General features: G+C 69.4%; 19 protein-coding genes. 10 read left to right on the top strand and 9 right to left on the bottom strand.

The window, feature by feature from the left end:
• Positions 1-67: 67 nt before the first annotated feature.
• Together ACIRRY_RS19490 and ACIRRY_RS19495 are read right to left on the bottom strand one after the other, a co-directional pair.
• Positions 68-640 carry an SDR family NAD(P)-dependent oxidoreductase gene (locus tag ACIRRY_RS19490; RefSeq protein ID WP_403974076.1) on the bottom strand — a complete coding sequence of 191 codons (573 nt, stop codon included), beginning with the start codon at positions 638-640 and terminating at the stop codon, positions 68-70.
• A gap of 74 nt (positions 641-714) precedes the next feature.
• Positions 715-1,737, bottom strand: coding sequence for an SGNH/GDSL hydrolase family protein (locus tag ACIRRY_RS19495; RefSeq protein WP_403974079.1), 1,023 nt, complete (start codon positions 1,735-1,737; stop codon positions 715-717).
• Positions 1,738-2,015: 278 nt separating this feature from the next.
• On the opposite strand from ACIRRY_RS19495, the gene ACIRRY_RS19500 reads away from it, so the two are divergent.
• Entirely contained in the window at positions 2,016-2,837 is an 822-nt protein-coding gene (locus ACIRRY_RS19500; protein WP_403974080.1) for an SDR family NAD(P)-dependent oxidoreductase, read from the top strand.
• 198 nt (positions 2,838-3,035) lie between these two features.
• On the opposite strand, the gene ACIRRY_RS19505 is transcribed toward ACIRRY_RS19500, so the two are convergent.
• The 3 genes from ACIRRY_RS19505 to ACIRRY_RS19515 form a co-directional block, all read right to left on the bottom strand.
• Positions 3,036-3,503, bottom strand: a complete 468-nt coding sequence (locus tag ACIRRY_RS19505) for a hypothetical protein (protein WP_403974083.1) — start codon at positions 3,501-3,503, stop codon at positions 3,036-3,038.
• Positions 3,504-3,515: 12 nt separating this feature from the next.
• Positions 3,516-3,785: a hypothetical protein gene (locus ACIRRY_RS19510; protein WP_403974085.1), complete on the bottom strand. Its 270-nt coding sequence runs from the start codon at positions 3,783-3,785 to the stop codon at positions 3,516-3,518.
• A gap of 303 nt (positions 3,786-4,088) precedes the next feature.
• A complete protein-coding gene (locus ACIRRY_RS19515) occupies positions 4,089-4,883 on the bottom strand; it encodes a FadR/GntR family transcriptional regulator (RefSeq protein ID WP_403974087.1) in 795 nt (264 codons plus the stop codon).
• 160 nt (positions 4,884-5,043) lie between these two features.
• On the opposite strand from ACIRRY_RS19515, the gene ACIRRY_RS19520 reads away from it, so the two are divergent.
• From ACIRRY_RS19520 to ACIRRY_RS19560, 9 genes are all read left to right on the top strand, one after another.
• Positions 5,044-5,982 carry a cyclase family protein gene (locus tag ACIRRY_RS19520; RefSeq protein WP_403974090.1) on the top strand — a complete coding sequence of 313 codons (939 nt, stop codon included), beginning with the start codon at positions 5,044-5,046 and terminating at the stop codon, positions 5,980-5,982.
• Between the two features lie 139 nt (positions 5,983-6,121).
• Positions 6,122-6,475 (top strand): carboxymuconolactone decarboxylase family protein, encoded by a 354-nt coding sequence (locus tag ACIRRY_RS19525; RefSeq protein WP_403974092.1) that lies wholly within the window; start codon positions 6,122-6,124, stop codon positions 6,473-6,475.
• A gap of 43 nt (positions 6,476-6,518) precedes the next feature.
• A complete protein-coding gene (locus tag ACIRRY_RS19530; RefSeq protein WP_403974094.1) occupies positions 6,519-7,247 on the top strand; it encodes an SDR family NAD(P)-dependent oxidoreductase in 729 nt (242 codons plus the stop codon).
• 59 nt (positions 7,248-7,306) lie between these two features.
• Positions 7,307-8,548 (top strand): cytochrome P450, encoded by a 1,242-nt coding sequence (locus ACIRRY_RS19535; protein WP_403974096.1) that lies wholly within the window; start codon positions 7,307-7,309, stop codon positions 8,546-8,548.
• A 52-nt stretch (positions 8,549-8,600) separates the two neighbouring features.
• Complete coding sequence (locus ACIRRY_RS19540) at positions 8,601-9,545, top strand: hypothetical protein (protein WP_403974098.1); 945 nt, start codon at positions 8,601-8,603, stop codon at positions 9,543-9,545.
• A gap of 35 nt (positions 9,546-9,580) precedes the next feature.
• Complete coding sequence (locus tag ACIRRY_RS19545; protein WP_403974101.1) at positions 9,581-11,158, top strand: flavin-containing monooxygenase; 1,578 nt, start codon at positions 9,581-9,583, stop codon at positions 11,156-11,158.
• Between the two features lie 36 nt (positions 11,159-11,194).
• The gene (locus tag ACIRRY_RS19550) at positions 11,195-12,142 is read left to right on the top strand and encodes an SDR family NAD(P)-dependent oxidoreductase (protein WP_403974103.1); all 948 of its coding nucleotides are present in this window, start codon (positions 11,195-11,197) and stop codon (positions 12,140-12,142) included.
• Positions 12,139-13,074, top strand: coding sequence for a cyclase family protein (locus tag ACIRRY_RS19555; RefSeq protein WP_403974105.1), 936 nt, complete (start codon positions 12,139-12,141; stop codon positions 13,072-13,074). The genes ACIRRY_RS19550 and ACIRRY_RS19555 overlap by 4 nt, the downstream gene beginning before the upstream one ends.
• Before the next feature lie 8 nt (positions 13,075-13,082).
• Positions 13,083-13,496, top strand: coding sequence for a nuclear transport factor 2 family protein (locus ACIRRY_RS19560; RefSeq protein ID WP_403974107.1), 414 nt, complete (start codon positions 13,083-13,085; stop codon positions 13,494-13,496).
• A gap of 66 nt (positions 13,497-13,562) precedes the next feature.
• On the opposite strand, the gene ACIRRY_RS19565 is transcribed toward ACIRRY_RS19560, so the two are convergent.
• The 4 genes from ACIRRY_RS19565 to ACIRRY_RS19580 all read right to left on the bottom strand — a co-directional run bounded on the left by ACIRRY_RS19565 (position 13,563) and on the right by ACIRRY_RS19580 (position 16,620).
• Positions 13,563-14,231 carry a dihydrofolate reductase family protein gene (locus ACIRRY_RS19565; RefSeq protein WP_403974109.1) on the bottom strand — a complete coding sequence of 223 codons (669 nt, stop codon included), beginning with the start codon at positions 14,229-14,231 and terminating at the stop codon, positions 13,563-13,565.
• The gene (locus tag ACIRRY_RS19570; protein ID WP_403974111.1) at positions 14,231-14,743 is read right to left on the bottom strand and encodes an SRPBCC family protein; all 513 of its coding nucleotides are present in this window, start codon (positions 14,741-14,743) and stop codon (positions 14,231-14,233) included. The genes ACIRRY_RS19565 and ACIRRY_RS19570 overlap by 1 nt, the downstream gene beginning before the upstream one ends.
• Positions 14,744-14,746: 3 nt before the next feature.
• Positions 14,747-15,088 carry an ArsR/SmtB family transcription factor gene (locus ACIRRY_RS19575; protein WP_403974113.1) on the bottom strand — a complete coding sequence of 114 codons (342 nt, stop codon included), beginning with the start codon at positions 15,086-15,088 and terminating at the stop codon, positions 14,747-14,749.
• 74 nt (positions 15,089-15,162) lie between these two features.
• On the bottom strand, positions 15,163-16,620 hold the full coding sequence (locus ACIRRY_RS19580; RefSeq protein ID WP_403974115.1) for an aldehyde dehydrogenase family protein: 1,458 nt from the start codon (positions 16,618-16,620) through the stop codon (positions 15,163-15,165).
• Between the last annotated feature and the right edge of the window lie 36 nt (positions 16,621-16,656).

Here is a 16,656-nt window from a genome sequence, read left to right on the forward strand (position 1 = left end):
CGGGTCCCTCGTCGGAGAGGACTTCATCGGCTCTGCATCACGAAGCAGGAACGGAGTTGACGGCCCGTCAGGCCATGGAGGCGACGCCGTTGACCCGGATGCCCCGCGGCCCCAGTTCCACGGCGAACGTGCGGGTCAGCGCCTCAGCGCCCTTCTTCGCCGCGGCGTAGGAGCCCGTGCCCGCGGTGGCGAAGTCGATGATGGTGGAGAGGGTGTTGACGATGCTCGACCCGGGCGCCATCACGCGGGCCGCGGCCTGGCTGCCGTAGAGGACGCTCTTGAGGTTGGCCGCGAGGACGCGGTCGAATTCCTCGGGCGGGAGCTCCGCGAGGGGGCGGCGGATCATGAGGCCGGCGTTGTTGACGAGGATGTCGAGGCGGCCGAGGCCGGAGACCGTCCCGTCGACCAGTACGTTCACGGCGGCCGGATCGGACACGTCGACCTGGCGGGCCAGCGCCTCACCGTCCTGTTCCTTGATGGCCGACACGGTTGTCTCGGCGGCCACTTCGTCGAGATCCGCTACGACGACCCGGGCGCCGGCGGCGGCCAGTACGGAGGCGCTCGCCCGCCCGATGCCGCTCCCGCCGCCGGTGACGATCGCTACCCTGCCGTCCAGTCGGAACACGTTCGCCGGATTCATCTCGCTCCTCTCCCGCCGCGAACGGCGGTGCTGCACAGGTGCGTTCACCGGTGTGCCGGGCTCTGCCGTCGGGGTCATCGGACACCGGCCGCCGTACGCCGCGTACTCAGCCCCAGTCCGGCGGCGACGTGAGCTGTCACCCCGTCGGCGAGAGCGCGGTGGCCCTCGTCGCCCGGATGGATTCCGTCGACGAGCTGCCCGGCGGGCACCAGGTCCAGTCCCGGTACGAGAGTGATCCGGGGGTCCCCGGTGTCGGCGGCGAAGGCGCGCACCGCCGATTCAAGCGCCTGCCGCAGATCGGTCAGGCGGGCCCCGAACCGGTTCGGGGTGTCCTCCGCGTCGGGACGCACGATGGGGCTCACGACCGTGACGGGTGCGTCGGGGAGTCCTTGGCGTACGGCGGTGAGGAACAGCCGCGTCGTCTCGGCGATCTGGTTGGCGCCGGCCGGCAGGGACGACCAGGCGTTGGTGCCCCAGGCCACCGTCACGGCCGCCGCGCCCGAGCCGACCACGACGTCGGCGACGGGGAGTTCACCGCGCGCCGCTCCGGCGAAGCCGAGGTTGACCAGGTCGAGGCCGAGGTGGTCGGCGACCAGGGAGGGCCAGGTGAGTCCGGGCTTCGAGACCGACCAGCCCTGGGTGATGGAGTCGCCGTACACGAACCACAGCGGGCCCTGCGGGGCGGGCTCCAGACAGGCGTCGGCGGCGAGGCCGTCGATCACGGTCCCGAACGCCTCGGGGAGGAAGACGCGCACGGTCCGCGCCGGATCGCGGTCGGGCAACTCGATGTGTACGGTGCCCGGGCCCCGGAACGGCACGGGGACCGTGGTGGCCGGACTTCCCGGTACGTGGACGACGAGTGCCTCGGGCAGGGTGGGGGCGGGCACGGTCGTCCGCGCCCCCGTCCGTACCGTGAGCGCGATCGTCGACACGGCACCGGTGAAGGCGAGATGCAGTCCGGCCGGCACGCGGGCGGCCCGCACGGTGTCCGCCGTCAGTTTCTGGCAGGCGGACAGGGGAAGGCGCGAGCCGCCGGCCGACCACGACAGGTCCGGCAGGGTGCCTCGGAGGAAGCGCTCGGGCTGCACCCGGATCATTCGGGGATCACCTCTTCAATCGACAGCGGAGGCCGAACCGCGCGTCGGCGCGGTCGCGTTGAGCCCCCGTCTCGGCGCCCCGACTCGCACCGGGGCCCATGGACGCGTCGCCTCGACTCATCTAAATTACCTAACTGATTTGACTATGTTAGCGAGCCTGTTTCGTCTGGCGTCAAGGAAGCGTCGCGACCTTTCCGGACACACCACCCGGACGGCGCCTCGACCGTGAGGAAGAAACGACGATGGGCATCACCGAACTCACCCCCGACTAACGGGGGTTGCTCGATCTGGCGGGCCGGCACGTCCTCGTCCTCGGCGGCGGACAGGGCATCGGTCGCCAGACGTGCCTGGCCGCCGCGGTTGTCGGCGCGCGGGTGTCCGTGGTGGACCCGGACGCCGTCCGCGCCAAGGCGGTGGCCGAGGAGATCGACGGCCTGGCGGTCACCGGCGACGCGACGAACCGCGCGGAGGTGGAGCGCGTGATCGAGGAGGCCGTCGAGCGCTTCGGCCCGGTGCACGAGCTCGCGGACATCATCGGTATCTCGGACTGGGGCCCGCTCAGCGAGATCACGGACGAACTCTGGGACCGGGGCCTCGACCTGAACCTGCGTCACGCCCTCCTCGCGCTGCAGATCGGCGCACGAGCCATGACCGAGGGCGGCTCGATGGTCTTCGTCGGCTCCATCTCGGGCCTGCGGTCCTCCCCCAACCACGCCGTGTACGGCGCCACCAAGGCCGGTCTCGGCAACCGGGTCGCCACCGCCGCGCTCGAACTCGGCCCCGACACCGGCGCCGATGACCGCCACGCGGAAGCCTTCGAGGATGGCCGGCTCGGCGTCCGTCCACTGCGCCAGTCGGGGGTGGTCGTCGAACGCGGCGAGGTCGCGTCGGTAGGACCAACTCCGGTCGGAGAGTTCTTCGTTGCGGAACGACTCGTACATACGGCGCGGTTCGGGGTCGGTCGGCTTGACCTCGGTGAAGTCGGCGGGCTTGCTGGTGAGGAACTCCGTCGCCCGGGCCCGGAGGGTCGCCACGGCTTCGTCGGCCACGACGGCCTGCATGAGCGCGCCGCCGTACATCGGGACGGTTTTCAGCGGTAGTTCGAGCAGGGACTCGTCTCCGGTGGCCTGATAGAGCGCGAGCCTCAGCGCGTTCAGGTCGGCGTCGTCCAGTGCCCGGTCGATGAACGCCTTGTCTGGATTCAAGGTCATTGAGTCAACTCATTCCACTCATGTACTTGGTTCACGATGCATCCGGTCCGTCGTGGAGCCATCGGTGGAGTCACCGCCCGCGACGCGTCATCCGGCGACGGGAACCGGCAACTCCCGCTCCCCCAGGGCCTCGCGCTCCTCGGACCTGACCGCGCGCAGCAGCAGCACGATCATCGCGATCTTCCAGACGACGAACACGACGGACGGCACCACGACGGTGAACACGCCGTCCCAGGCGAACGGTCCGTCGGTCGCCACATAGACGAAGACGCCGGGGAAGAAGGCGATCGCGAGCACGAAGTTCAACCAGGCGAACCAGCGCGGGAACACCGGCTCGGGCCGGCGGTCCAGGAGTGCCGAGAGGCCGATCACCGCGACGTTGACCACGAAGATGACGGCGACGCCCACGTACGTCAACCAGAACTGGTCGCTGAGCAGTTGCATCAACGCCGGGTCGCGGTGGGGCCGGCAGGCGGCGGTGGCCAGCACGGCCAGCACGGCCAGCGGGTAGACCCAGCCCGTCGGGGCGACGACGGCCGTCGTCAGCTGGATCATCGACAGCAGGCCCTAGCCGCCCTCGATACGACGGATCTGGAGGCTGGTGACGACCGCGAACGCGTAGAAGAACGGGGCGAACACGCCGATGATGACCGCGGCCCACAGGATGCCGGTGCGGTGATCGGTCAGGAAGTCGGCGACCTGTTGGGGAGTGGCCGTCGGCGAGATGGGTGGGGTCAGTTTGCCGACGACCGAGAACGCGAACGTGTTGGCGATCAGCACCACCACACCGCACCAGACCGACATGCGGTAGAGCTTGAACTTCACCTTTTCGTCCATGGGGATCTCTCTTGCTCCGTGAACCGTGGTCCGTCGCGCGCCGGGAAGCCTCCGCCGTCCGGGAGGCACCGGTCGGTCCGTCAGGATGCCGACCGGGTGGGTCCGGTCGGGGACGAGGGCGCGGCTGCGAACCGTGCCGACAGGCACGACGCCTTCTCGGCCGGACGCTGTACGAGGACGTTAGGGCGCGGAAATCGGGGTTCGACCGCCGATTCCGCTGACCGGAACACATGTCGGGAAAGGCCCGGGCCACGATTCATCGGGCGTAGGGACGGGTTCAGGAGCGCGTGCGGACAGCGTCTCTCAGAGGAAGAGGTCGACGACGGTCTTGTTGTGGAGGCCGTCCCCCAGCAGGTAGGTGCCCGCCACCTTCATGTGATTGCGCCAGTGCCGCTCGGCGCCCTCGGCGTCCCGGGCCTCGACCAGCGCCACGAGCCGCTTGTAGGCCTTGGCGGCACGCTGGAAGCGCTCGGGCGACTCCGTCCTGTCGAAGTTCCGCGCTACGCGCATCTCAAGGTGGGTCGCCACGATCGCCTGGAGTACGGCACCCTGGACCGCCAGCGTCTTGTTGCCCGAGCGCTGCATGACCAGTTCGTGGAACCGGTAGGTGAGTCGCGTCCAAAGGACCACGTCAGGAACGTCGTTGTCCTTCGACTCCACCGCGGATTCCAGTTGCGCGGCGACCGCGGTCAGATCCGCGATGTCCTGCTTCGTGCGGCGCTTGGCGAGCAGCCGGGCGCAGGCCGGCTCCGCCACCGTCCGGGCCTCGTAGACGTCCTCGACCGTCGTCCCCTGCATCTGCAGGAGCAGCCCCACATGGCGGGCCGCCACCGAGAAGTCCGGTGCCACGACCAGAGCGCCGTCCCGGCTGCCGTGGCGGACGTTGATGAGCATCTCGGCCTCGAGAATGCGGAAGGCCTCGCGCAGCGTGGGCCGTGAGACGCCGAACTGCTCCATGAGCTGGTTCTCCGGCAGGAGGGTCTCACCGGGGGTCAACTCGCCGAGGACGATCCGGCGGCGCAGTTGCGCGGCGATCAACTCGGCCGCCTTGGGTGCGCGGACGGTCTGACCGACTTGCGACCCGGGAGTTGCGCTCATGGCAATGAGTGTACTTGATGAGACATCCGGTCACGGGCCCGTTTGCCGATCACTCACGTCAATCAGTGTACTGATTTACCTGACCCCTGCTAAGGTCGACGGGCGTCGGACACGACCGCGGCTCCCGACCCGGGCCGCGGCGGACGAGAGGCGGAAAACCGTGCTGAGCGTTGCCGAGTTCGACGTCCTGGCGGAGCAGGTCAGCAACTGGAAACGCTGGGGCGCCGACGACCAGTTGGGCACTCTCAACCTCATCACTCCGGACGTGGTCAGGAGGGGAACGGCCGCGGTGCTCACCGGGGAGAGCTTCTCGCCGGCGATGTCACTGTCGCTGAACGGCCCCCAGAACGGCACGGGCGTCCCCGGGCGCATCAACCCGGTCCGCACCATGCTCGCGGTCAACACCCCGATGTCCGACGCCCCGGACGCCTGCGCGTACAGCGACGACATCGTGGTGACGCCCACTCAGGCGGCCACGCACTGGGACGCGTTGTCGCACCGCAGCCACCGCGGCGTCATGTACAACGGCGTTCCGGCGGACGCGGTCGACGCCTCCGGCGCCACCCGGCTCGGTATCGAGACGGCCGGCACCATCGTGTCGCGCGGCATCCTGCTCGACGTGGCCCGGCACCTGGGCGTCGACCGCCTGCCCGGACGGTTCGGGGTAACGCGCGCCGTCCTGGAGGCCGTTGAGGAATCTCAGGGGGTGCGCGTAGAGGAAGGGGACATCGTTCTCGTCCGGACCGGACAGGTCTCGTACTTCCTGGCGGGAGACGTCCCGGGCTACCGCCGGCCCGTGCCCGCCCTCGACTACGACGCGCCGCTCTTCTTCCACGAGCGGCGGGCGGCGGCCGCGATCGACAACATGCCGATGGAGCTGCTGCCGTCGAACGTCGAGGACCTGATGCTGCCGGTACACGTCCTGTGCCTGGTGATGATGGAGATGATCCAGGGGCAGAACTGGATCCTCGAAGACCTCGCGTCGGCGTGCGCGAAGGATCGCCGCTACACCTTCCTGCTCAACTTCCTGCTCAACGCGACACCCGAGCGTTTCCTGCGCAGCACCGGCGGTCTCGTGAATCCCGTCGCCGTCCGCTGAGGGCCGTACGAAGAGAAGGGACTGACACATGCGGGAAGAGGAAACCGTCCGAGGAACCGTCCCGGTGAACGGGAGCCACGGTGAATCCCCCGGCCGTCTCACGAGAACGTCGGAGTTGCGCGCACTCGGACTCCGGACGATGGCTTCGGTCGTCAACACCTCCCTGTCCGAGGACGCCGACCTGCGTGACGACGGTGTGGGCGGGGACCTGGTCGAGATCGGCCTGGTCAGCGTCTGGGCCGAGCTCTGGGCCCGGGAGGGCTTGGCGCGCAGGGACCGCAGTCTGGTCACCCTGGGGATCCTCATCGCGCTGGGCGCCGAGGACGAACTCGGCAGCCATGTCCGGATCGGGCTGAACAACGGGCTGACGGAGGACGAGATCTCCGAAGTCCTGTACCACGCCGCCGGATACGCGGGCTTCCCCCGCGCGATGGCCGCACGGAAGGCCGCCCGGAAGGCGCTGGCCCCCGACCCCGGACCCGGCGACGGGTGACGCCCTGACAGAGCCGTAGCGACAGCCTCACATGGAGTCCTGAATGACGTCACTGAACGGGAGAAACGCGGTCGTCACCGGTGGCGGCCGGGGCATCGGGCGGGCGATCGCCCTCGTGCTCGCCGCCCAGGGTGCGACGGTCGCCGTGTGGGACCTGGACGGCACGAACGCGCACGAGACGGCCGACGCGATCGGCGAGGCGCGCGGAAAGGCGGTCGCGGTCGTCGGCGACGCGGCCGACGCCACGGCCGTGGCCGCCGCCGTGGACCGCACGCACGCGGAGTTCGGTCCGGTCACGATCCTGGTCAACAACGCCGGGATCACCAACTACGTGCCGTTCCCGGATCTCACCGAGGAGACCTGGGACCGGATGATCCGGATCAACCTCAAGGGTCCTTTCCTGGTCACACGGGCCCTCGTGCCAGACATGCTGACGGCGGGACACGGGCGCATCGTCAACATCTCGTCCTCGTCCGCCCAGACCGGCGGTCCCGCGGTGTCCCACTACGCGGCGTCGAAGGGCGGGGTGATCGGCCTGACTAAGGCCCTCGCCAGCGAGTTCGCCGACACCGGGATCACCGTCAACAACGTGGCACCGAGCCTCATCGACACCCCCCTGCTCCGCGAGGGCTTCGACCCCGACGCACTGGGCGCGACCATGCCCATGAAGCGGGCCGGCCGACCCGACGAGATCGCCTACCTGGCGTCGGACGAGGCCGGCTACGTCACGGGCCAGACCCTCAGCGTCAACGGCGGCCGCTACTTCGTCTGAGCGGCCACGGGCAAGGCCACGACCAGGGCAACGAACCACGCCACAGACAAGGGACGACCATGACAGAGACCGTGCCGGACACCGCACCGACGCAGGAGTTGCCGGACTTCCCGGCACCCAGGTCGGGCGCCTGCCCCTTCGCTCCCCCGCCCGACCTTCTCAAGCTCCACGACACCGACAAGTCCGTGTTACGGGTGCGGAGTTGGGACGGCACCACCCCGTGGCTGGTCCTCACCCACGCCGCCCAGCGCGCGATCCTCGCCGACCCGCGGATGAGCGCGAACATCGGTGCGCCGGGATACCCGCACACCACCGCGGCCATGAAGGCGCACGCGGGCGAGATGCAGCCGTCGATCAACAACACCGACGGTGCCGAACACGTCCGCTGGCGGCGGATGTTGACCAGTTCCTTCACCCGCCACCGGATGCGCAGGCTCCAGCCGGCGATCCAGCAGATCACCGACGACCTCATCGACCGGATGCTGGACGGCCCCAACCCCACCGAGCTGAACGAGGCCCTCTCGCTGCCCCTGCCCTCGCTGATGATCTGCGAGCTGCTCGGAGTGCCGTACGAGGACCACGCGTTCTTCCAGAAGCACGCCGGTGTCACCAACGCGGTGAACAGGACCCCGGAAGAGAACGCGGCCACGGCGGGCGCCCTGCGCTCGTACATCGCCCGGCTCATCGAGGCCAAGATGGACGACCCGGACGAGGACGTGCTCTCCGACCTGGGGGCGCGGATCAAGGCCGGTGAACTCTCGCTGGAGGAAGCCGCGCCGCTGGGGCACATCCTGCTCGTCGCGGGCCACGACACGAGCGCCAACATGATCACGCTGGGGACGGCGCTCCTGCTCCAGCACCCCGACCAGCTCGCGGCGCTGCGCGAGAACTCCGGCGACCCCGACTACGTGGCGAAGGCCGTCGAGGAACTGCTGCGCTATCTGACCCTCCCCCACCTGCTGGCCCGCCGGGCGGTCGTCGAGGACCTCGACTTCGAGGGCGTGACGATCCGCGCGGGCGAGGGCGTCATCGCCAGTCTGCCGGCGGCGAACTGGGACCCCGAGGCGTTCCCCGACCCCGGCGCACTGGCCCTGGACCGCAGCGCGTCGCACCATCTCGCGTTCGGCTGGGGCCCCCACCAGTGCGTCGGACAGCAGCTGGCCCGCATCGAACTCCAGGTGGTCTTCGGCACGTTGTTCCGCCGCATCCCCACCCTGCGCCTGGCGGCCGGTCTCGAAGACCTGTCGTTCAAGGAGGACTCGCAGGCCTACGGCATCTACGAACTCCCCGTCGCCTGGTGACCGCCGATCCCGCACGGCACGTACGACAGACCCGAGAAAAGGGAGGCCCGTCATGACCGACGGCGGCTTTCGCATGACCCGCCTGTACCACCCCAGCCATCATGTGACCGATCTCCGGGAGGCGGAGGCGTGGTTCGAGCGCGTCTTCGGACGACCGAGCCGGCCGATGGCCGAGATGCTGCGCGGCGCACCCGCGAGCGAGGGCTATCCGACCGACTACTCGACGTTCACACCGATCCAGGACGTCCTCTTCGACACGATCGACCCGAAGCGCTACGTCCTCGACGGCGTCCAGCGCTACCCCTCGGTCGACCAGCCGCACCTGAAGGGGTTCGGCTGGTACGTCGACGGGATCGGCGACGCCTATCGCGCGCTGAGGGCACTTGGCATCGGCATGGTCGGTCAACTCGACCAGATCGCCGAGGGAGACGACCCCCCGACCGCGCCCAACTCCCCGATGCCGATCTTCTTCACGGTGCCCGAGGACGCGGGCCTGCGCTACGAGTTCCTCCCCCAGATCCCGTTCCCGCTGGACCACCGGCTCGCCCCGGACTGGGAGTTGCCGCCGGTGTCCGACGACGATCCGCTCGGCATCGAGCGCTGCTCGCACCACACCGTGCTGACCGACCGCGTCGACCGTGCCCTGCGGCTGATGGTCGACGGCCTGGGCGGGACGGTCGTCCACACGGGACGCAACGACGTGCTGGGCACGCAGAGCACCTACGTCCACCTGTCCGACGCGGTCTTCGAGTACGCGGTGCCCGACGAGGGCACGGCGGCACACGCCGACTGGGCCGCCGGGGCGCCCAACGACACGTACCACTCGATCACTTGGAAGGTCGCCGACCTCGACCGGGTCGCCCGTCATCTCGAAGCGCAGGGCGTGGGAGTGCGGACGCGGACGGACGACACGCTCGTGACCGACGCCGCCACCGCGCTCGGCATTCCCTGGGGTTTCACCACCCGGCTGACGGCCGGCGACCCGCGCAGGGGGTGAGTGAAGTGGCGGTCCCTACAGGGGACTTGCGCCGGATGGATGTGGATCTGGTGGTGATCGGTGCCGGGGTCACCGGTATCCATCAGCTCCAACGGGCCCTCGACACAGGGCTGTCCGCGCTGCTGCTGGAGGCCGGTACCGGGGTCGGCGGGGTGTGGCACTGGAACCGCTATCCGGGCGCACGCCTCGACTCGGAGAGCTACACCTACGGCTATCTGTTCTCGAAGGAGCTGTTCGAGGGCTGGGAGTGGCGCGAGCGGTTCGCCGGGCAGCCGGAGAACGAACGCTACTTCAACTACGCCGTCGACGCGCTGGGCCTGCGTGACCGCATCCGGTTCGGGGCGCGGGTCAACTCCGCTCTGTACGACGAGACTTCGGCCACCTGGCTGGTGCGGGCCGACGACGGCACCGAGGTGCGGGCGCGGTTCGTGGTCGCGGCCACCGGTGTGCTGTCGGTGCCGGTCTTGCCCGACGTGCCCGGCCGCGAGGACTTCGCGGGCGTGGCCCATCACACCGGCCTGTGGCCCGACACCCCGGTCGACTTCGCGGGCAAGCGGGTCGCGGTGGTCGGCACCGGTTCGAGCGGCGTCCAGGTGATCCCCTCCATCGTCGAGGACGTCGCCTCCCTGACGGTTTATCAGCGGTCGCCGAACTGGTGCACCCCGCTCAACAACGAGCCGATCAGCGCCGACCAGCAGGCTCAACTGGCGTCCGGCTTCGAGGAGTTGCGCGACACCCTGCACGCTTCGGCGAGCGGGTTCCTGCACGAGCCCCGCGATCGTACGGCCTTCCAGGACTCCAAGGACGAACGCTGGGCGGTCCATGAGCGGATGTGGAACAGCCCGGGCTTCGCCAAGGTGATCAGTCACTACGCCGACATGCTCACGGACAAGGCGGCCAACGACGACTGGTGCCTGTTCATGGCCGAGCGGATCCGCGAGCTCGTCAAGGATCCGGCGACGGCCGAGAGGCTCATCCCCACCGACCACGGCTGGGCCGGGAAACGCCCGCCGTTCGTGACCGGCTACTCCGAGACGTACAACGATCCGAGGGTGAGCCTCGTCGACCTCCGGGAGAACCCGTTCGTCCGGGTGACGCAGAGCGGGATCGAAACGACCGACGGGCTGCGGGAGTTCGACGTCATCGTCTGGGCGTCGGGGTTCGACTTCGGCACCGGCGCGCTGAACCGGATGGGCGTGCGCGGTCGCGGCGGGCTGGCCCTGGAGGACTACTGGGCCGACGGGCCGCGCACGTTCCTGGGGCTCATGAGTCACGGCTTCCCGAACTTCTTCTTTCCCGGCGGCCCGCACGGCGCGGCCGGCAACAACCCGCGCTACGCCGAGGACCAGGTCGACTTCATCGCCGACGCGATCGTCTATCTGCGTGAGCACGGCCATCGGGCGATCGAGGTTCCCGCCGACACGGAGGCGGGCTGGAACGCCATGGTCGAGGAACTCGCCGTGTATTCGCCCTTCGGCGAGCACAGCTATTTCTACGGTTCCAACATCGCCGGAAAGCCCCGGCGGTTCCTGCTGAATCCCGGCGGACGCCCGAAGTTGCGCGAGTTCATGGGCGAGGTTCTCCAGTCGAAGTACTCGCGCTTCCTTTCCTGAACTGGACCGGAACCGGACCGGAAAGAAGGCATGGTTATGCCACAACACCTATTCGACGACCGCGTCGCGGTGGTCACCGGCGCGGGACGCGGAATCGGGCGGGCCTACGCCCTGCTGCTCGGCGAGTTGGGCGCGAAGGTCGTCGTGAACGACCTGGGCGGCTCGATGGAGGGCTTCGGCTCCGACACCGGTCCGGCCGAGTCCGTCGCCGCGGAGATCAACGACGCGGGCGGTACGGCGATCGCCGACACGAGCGACATCTCGACGGCCGAGGGCGGCCGAGGGGCCGTAGCAGCCGCTGTCGAGGCATTCGGGCGGATCGACGTCGTCGTCAACAACGCGGGAAACGTACGGTTCGCCGGTCTGCCGGACATCGACGCGGCGAACATCGAGAGCCATCTCGCGGTCCACGTCCTCGGCGCCTTCCACACCACCCGCGCCGCCTGGCCGTACATGCTGGAACGGAACTACGGCCGGGTCGTCCTCACCGGTTCGATCGGCATGTTCGGGCTTCCGGACAACCTCGGTTACGCCACCGCCAAGGCGGCCGTGATCGGGATGGCCCGCAGCATGACGGCGTCGGCCGGCGGCCACGACATCAAGGTCAACGTCATCGCCCCCAACGCGATGACGAGGATGGGCGGCGGCCCCTCCGAGGGCATGGACGCGCTGCGGGAACAGGGCCACTCGGGCGGCAACGCGATGGATCCCGCGCTGGTGGCGCCCATGGTGGCGTATCTCGCCCACGAGGTGTGCGACGTGAGCGGTGAGGTGTTCCTCGCCGGAGGCGGACGCTTCGCGCATCTCTTCGTCGGCGTGACCGAGGGCTGGCTGCCCGCCGATCCGCTCAAGGTCACGGTCGAGGACATCGCCGGGAATCTGGACCGGATCAAGGACCACTCCGGCTATCACGTGCCCGGCGATCTCATGGAATGCGTCGGCCGTTACATGGCACATCGGCAAGGAGAAGAGGGACAAGCGTGAGCGCAGAGAAGGTCTGGCCTCATCACGAACTCGGCAAGAAGCTCAACAACTGGGGTCGCTGGGGGGACGACGACGAGATCGGCACCCTGAACTTCGTGACCCCACAGAAGCGGATCGAGGCGGCTCGACTGGTCCGCACCGGCAAGGCGTTCGACCTGGGCATGGCGTTCGACAGCGACGGGCCTTTCAAGTCAGGAGGGTTCCGCAACAACCCGATCCACGTCATGACGCTGCTTCCGTCCGACACGGCGTTCGCGCAGGACGGTCTGATCTCCGCCGACGACATGATCGTCACCGGTCTCCAGGCCGCCACCCAGTGGGACGGTCTCGCGCACGCGGGCTACGGCGGGGCCTTCTACAACAACGTGCCGGCCGCCGCGGTCAACAACTTCCAGGGCGCCAGCCGCAATTCGTTCCACAAGGCCGTCGACCGGCTGATCTCCCGGGGCGTGCTGCTCGACATCGCGCGGCTGAAGGGCGTGGACCGGCTGGAGGACTCGTACGAGATAACGGAGGCCGACCTGCTGGCCGCCGAGGAACGCCAGGGCGTGCGCGTCGAGTCCGGTGACATCGTGCTGTTGCGCACGGGCTCCTACCAGTGGTTCCTGGAGGGCGACCGCGAGCACTTCCTCGGCAACGCTCCCGGGCCCTGTCTCGACACCTGCAACTGGCTGTACGAGCGCGAGGTCGCGGCGCTCGCGATGGACAACCACTCGGGCGAGGTGTGGCCGAGTCCCGTCAAGGGCGCGACGATCCCGTTCCACCAGGTGGTGATCCGGGACATGGGCCTCACCCTCGGCGAGATGTTCAACTTCGAGGAACTGGCGGCCGACTGCGAGGAGGACGGCGTGTGGGAGACCCTGTTCTGCGCGCCAGGGCTGAAGGTGACGGGTTCCGTCGGCTCCCCCATCACTCCGATCGCCCTCAAGTAGGCGCGGCCGTGCCGGAGTTCGCCGAGGTGAACGCGGGCGTGCGGGCGACGATCGGCGCGCACGCCCAGGCGCAGGACGAGGGCCGCACCGCGGACATGGTCGCGCTGTATGTGCCGGACGCCGTGGTCGAGATACCCGGCTTCGCCGCACTGGTGGGTGCCGACGCCATCCGGGAGGCGTTCTCGCAGCCGGGGTGGCGACCCGATCCGAGCAGGCCCCAACGCCACATGGTCGGCAACACGCTCCTGACGGAGTGGGACGACCGTACGGCGAAGGCGACCAGCGATGTGGTGCTGCTCGTCCACGACGGTTCCGCGTGGTCGGTCGCCGTCGTGGCGCGTTATCACGACACGTTCGAGGAGTCGGCGGGGCCGTGGCTGCTGCGGCGCCGGGTGGACGAGTACGTGGGCGATCCGCCCTGACCCCGGGGGGCATGGCAGCAGGTCGGCGCGATCCCGTTCCCGGTGGTCGCGCCGACCTCGCCGTGCCTAGCGTGCGCGTACCGCGTAGGTCAGGTGCGTCACGCGCGACGACGGCTCCGAACGGACGGGCTCCAGCGCGACCTTGGACGCGTCCACGCCGTCGAACAGGCGGGTGCCGGCACCGAACAGCACGGGCGACAGCGTGATCGAGAACTCGTCGACCAGGCCGGCGTTCAGGTACTCCAGGATCGTCGCGCCGCCGCCTGCGATACGGATGTCGCGGTCGCCGGCGGCCACGCGGGCCTGGTCGAGGGCGGTCTCGATGCCGTCGTTCACGAAGTGGAACGTGGTGCCGCCGGGCCGCTCCCACGGATCACGCTTGGTGTGCGTCACGACGAAGACCGGGGTGTGGAAGGGCGCGTCCTCCGGCCATGACCGCTCGCCGAGGTCGAACATGCGCCTGCCCATGACGCTCGCGCCGGTGCGCTCGAACGTCTTTTGCGCCATGTCGTTGTCGAGGCCCTCCTCGCCGCCCTCGCCCAGCTTCAGGTTCTCCCGGAAGAACCGCAGCGGGAACACCCACTGCTGCAACTCCGTCCACTGCGCCATCCAGCGCCGGACGTCCGGGTCGTCCTGCCTGTCGGGCGAGAAGAGCTCGTCCTGGGCGGGCACGGGCTCGGGTGCGACGAAGCCGTCCAGCGACATCGACACGCTGAAGAACACCTTTCCGGCCATCAGCTCTCCTCCTCCTTCTTCTGCTCCGTGAGACCGGCGACGTAGGCCGCCAGTCCGCTCAGGGTCTGCTGGCCGCCCTCGATCGCGTGGTACTTCTCGACCGCCTCGTCGCGCAGTTCCTTGGTGGGGAACACCGTGCGCATCTCGATCCGGGTCGCCGCGCCGTCCGGCGTGAACGTGAGGACCGACCGGAAGGCGTTCGGGTCGTCGCGGGACTCGCCGTGCAGCAGTGCGATCCGCTCGGGCGGGGCGATGTCGGTCCAGGAGATCCACTCCTGGTAGTCGGTCCCGTCCGGTCCGTGCATCACGAAGTCCCACACCCCGCCGGCGCTGAACTCGAAGGACCGCGTGGTGGTGGTGAACCCCTCCGGACCCCACCATCGCGACAGGTGCCGGACCTCGGTGAAGGCCTCGAAGACCAGCTCCCGTGGGGCGTCGATGACACGGGAGATCACGATCTCCCGGTCGGCCGTCGCCGGCTCCGCCCCCGTTTCCCGCCTTGCCGCTGCCATGGGTCATTCCTCCTGACGTGCCTGTTTGAGGTCCTGCACGTAGGTGTCCAGCCGGTCGAAGCTCTCGTTCCAGAACCGCTCGAATCCGCCGGCCCACTCGTGGACCGGGCGCAGCCCGCGGGCGTCCAGGCCGTACAGGCGCTGCTTGCCCGCCTTGCGGTCGCGCACCAGCCCGACCTCCCGGAGGACCCTCAAGTGCTTGGACGCCCCGGGTTGGCTCATCCCCAGCTCCCGGGCCAACTCGGTCACCGGCCGCTCACCTGTCCGCAGCAGTACCAGGATCTCCCGGCGCTGCGGTTCCGCGATCGCGTTGAACACGTCCGACGTCGTCGCTGCTCGTGCCATGCAGTCATCGTATGCCCATATCGGCATGCGTCAAGCCGGGAGCGAGTCGGAGGGCAGCCCGAGCGTCGACAATCTCAGAGCTGCACGACGATCATCTTCGTCGCGGTGAAACCGTCGAGGGCCTCGACGCCCTTCTCCCGGCCGTAGCCGGACTTGCGGAACCCGCCGAACGGCAGTTCCACGCCGCCGCCCGCGCCGTAGGTGTTCACATAGACCTGGCCGGCCTCCACTTCGGCGGCGACCCGGTGGGCGCGGCTGAGGTCGTTGGTCCAGACGGCGCCGAGGAGGGCGTATTCGGTGCCGTTCGCGAGGGCGACGGCCTCCTCCTCGGTCGAGAAGCGCATCGTGGTGAGGACGGGGCCGAAGATCTCCTCCTGGGCGATCGGTGCCGCCGGGTCGACCCCGTCGATCAGGGTCGGCATGAAGTAGGCGCCGTCGGCCAGGCCTTGGGGCTCGGCGGCCGAGCCGCCGAAGACGATCTCGCCGGTGCCGGCCGACCGTACATAGCCGCGTACCCGGTCCTGCTGTGTGCGGGAGACGAGCGGGCCGAGGTCGGGGTCGTCGAGGCCTCGCCCGATCGTCACCTCGGCGAAGTGCCCCGCGATGCGCTCCACCAGCTCGGCGTGCACGCTCTCGTGGACAAGTACCCGTGACCCCGCCGAGCAGGTCTGTCCGGCGTTCTGGAGGATCGCGGCCGCCGCGACCCGGGCGGCCTTCTCGACGTCGGCGTCGGCGAACACCAAGTGGGCGGATTTTCCGCCGAGTTCGAGCGTCACCGGTGACACCCGCTCGGCGGCGGCCGTGGCGACGAGTGCGCCGACCCGGGTGGAGCCGACGAAGCCCAGATGGTCGATGCCGGGATGGGCGGCGAGCGCGGCACCGGCCTCGGCGCCGAGGCCGGTCACGACGTTGAACACCCCCCGCGGCAGGCCCGCTTGGACGGCGAGTTCGGCTACGGCGACCGCCGTGCGCGGGGTCTCGTCGGCGGGCTTCACGACGGCGCAGTTGCCGGCGGCGAGGGCCGGTGCGACGCCACGGGCGAGAAGTTGCAGGGGGTAGTTCCAGGCGAGGATGTGGCCGGTGACGCCGTGGGGTTCGCGGCGCGTGTACACGTGGAGGTCGGGGCGCAGGGGCAGGCTCAGGCCGTAGTACGAGTCGATGGCGCGGCCGTAGAAACGGAAGTAACGGGCGCACACCCGGGCGTCGTTGCGGGCCTGGGACAGTGGCTTGCCGGAGTCCTCGCTCTCCAGGCGGGCGAGCTCCTCCGTCCGGCTCTCGATCAGGTCGGCCAACCGGCAGAGCAGGTCGGCGCGTTGCTCCGGTGTCGTGGTGCGCCACGCCCGCTGTGCCGCGCGTGCCGCGGTGACCGCCCGGTCGATCTGCTCGGGGGTTCCTCTGGACACCTCGCCGAGGGAGCGTCCGGTCGAGGGGTCGATGTTCTCGTAGACCTCGGGTGTCCCGACCGACACCCCGTCGATGAAGGACTCGGTGACGTGCTTCAAGTCCCCTTCGCTCACATCGAGTTGACTCATTGGGGTCTCCCGTTCCAGTACCGGTGTTCCGGATCG

This window comes from Streptomyces sp. NPDC101776 (assembly GCF_044766845.1).
GTDB lineage: Bacteria > Actinomycetota > Actinomycetes > Streptomycetales > Streptomycetaceae > Streptomyces.

Excerpts from the sequence above, each read along its gene's own strand:
- ACIRRY_RS19525 (WP_403974092.1), top strand. The coding sequence starts at position 6,122 with ATGGCTTCGGTCGTCAACACCTCCCTGTCCGAGGACGCCGACCTGCGT.
- ACIRRY_RS19535 (WP_403974096.1), top strand. The coding sequence starts at position 7,307 with ATGACAGAGACCGTGCCGGACACCGCACCGACGCAGGAGTTGCCGGAC.
- ACIRRY_RS19540 (WP_403974098.1), top strand. The coding sequence starts at position 8,601 with ATGACCGACGGCGGCTTTCGCATGACCCGCCTGTACCACCCCAGCCAT.
- ACIRRY_RS19490 (WP_403974076.1), bottom strand. The coding sequence starts at position 640 with ATGAATCCGGCGAACGTGTTCCGACTGGACGGCAGGGTAGCGATCGTC.
- ACIRRY_RS19515 (WP_403974087.1), bottom strand. The coding sequence starts at position 4,883 with ATGAGCGCAACTCCCGGGTCGCAAGTCGGTCAGACCGTCCGCGCACCC.
- ACIRRY_RS19570 (WP_403974111.1), bottom strand. The coding sequence starts at position 14,743 with ATGGCAGCGGCAAGGCGGGAAACGGGGGCGGAGCCGGCGACGGCCGAC.
- ACIRRY_RS19565 (WP_403974109.1), bottom strand. The coding sequence starts at position 14,231 with ATGGCCGGAAAGGTGTTCTTCAGCGTGTCGATGTCGCTGGACGGCTTC.
- ACIRRY_RS19530 (WP_403974094.1), top strand. The coding sequence starts at position 6,519 with ATGACGTCACTGAACGGGAGAAACGCGGTCGTCACCGGTGGCGGCCGG.
- ACIRRY_RS19545 (WP_403974101.1), top strand. The coding sequence starts at position 9,581 with ATGGATGTGGATCTGGTGGTGATCGGTGCCGGGGTCACCGGTATCCAT.
- ACIRRY_RS19495 (WP_403974079.1), bottom strand. The coding sequence starts at position 1,737 with ATGATCCGGGTGCAGCCCGAGCGCTTCCTCCGAGGCACCCTGCCGGAC.
- ACIRRY_RS19510 (WP_403974085.1), bottom strand. The coding sequence starts at position 3,785 with ATGGACGAAAAGGTGAAGTTCAAGCTCTACCGCATGTCGGTCTGGTGC.
- ACIRRY_RS19580 (WP_403974115.1), bottom strand. The coding sequence starts at position 16,620 with ATGAGTCAACTCGATGTGAGCGAAGGGGACTTGAAGCACGTCACCGAG.
- ACIRRY_RS19550 (WP_403974103.1), top strand. The coding sequence starts at position 11,195 with ATGCCACAACACCTATTCGACGACCGCGTCGCGGTGGTCACCGGCGCG.
- ACIRRY_RS19575 (WP_403974113.1), bottom strand. The coding sequence starts at position 15,088 with ATGGCACGAGCAGCGACGACGTCGGACGTGTTCAACGCGATCGCGGAA.
- ACIRRY_RS19505 (WP_403974083.1), bottom strand. The coding sequence starts at position 3,503 with ATGATCCAGCTGACGACGGCCGTCGTCGCCCCGACGGGCTGGGTCTAC.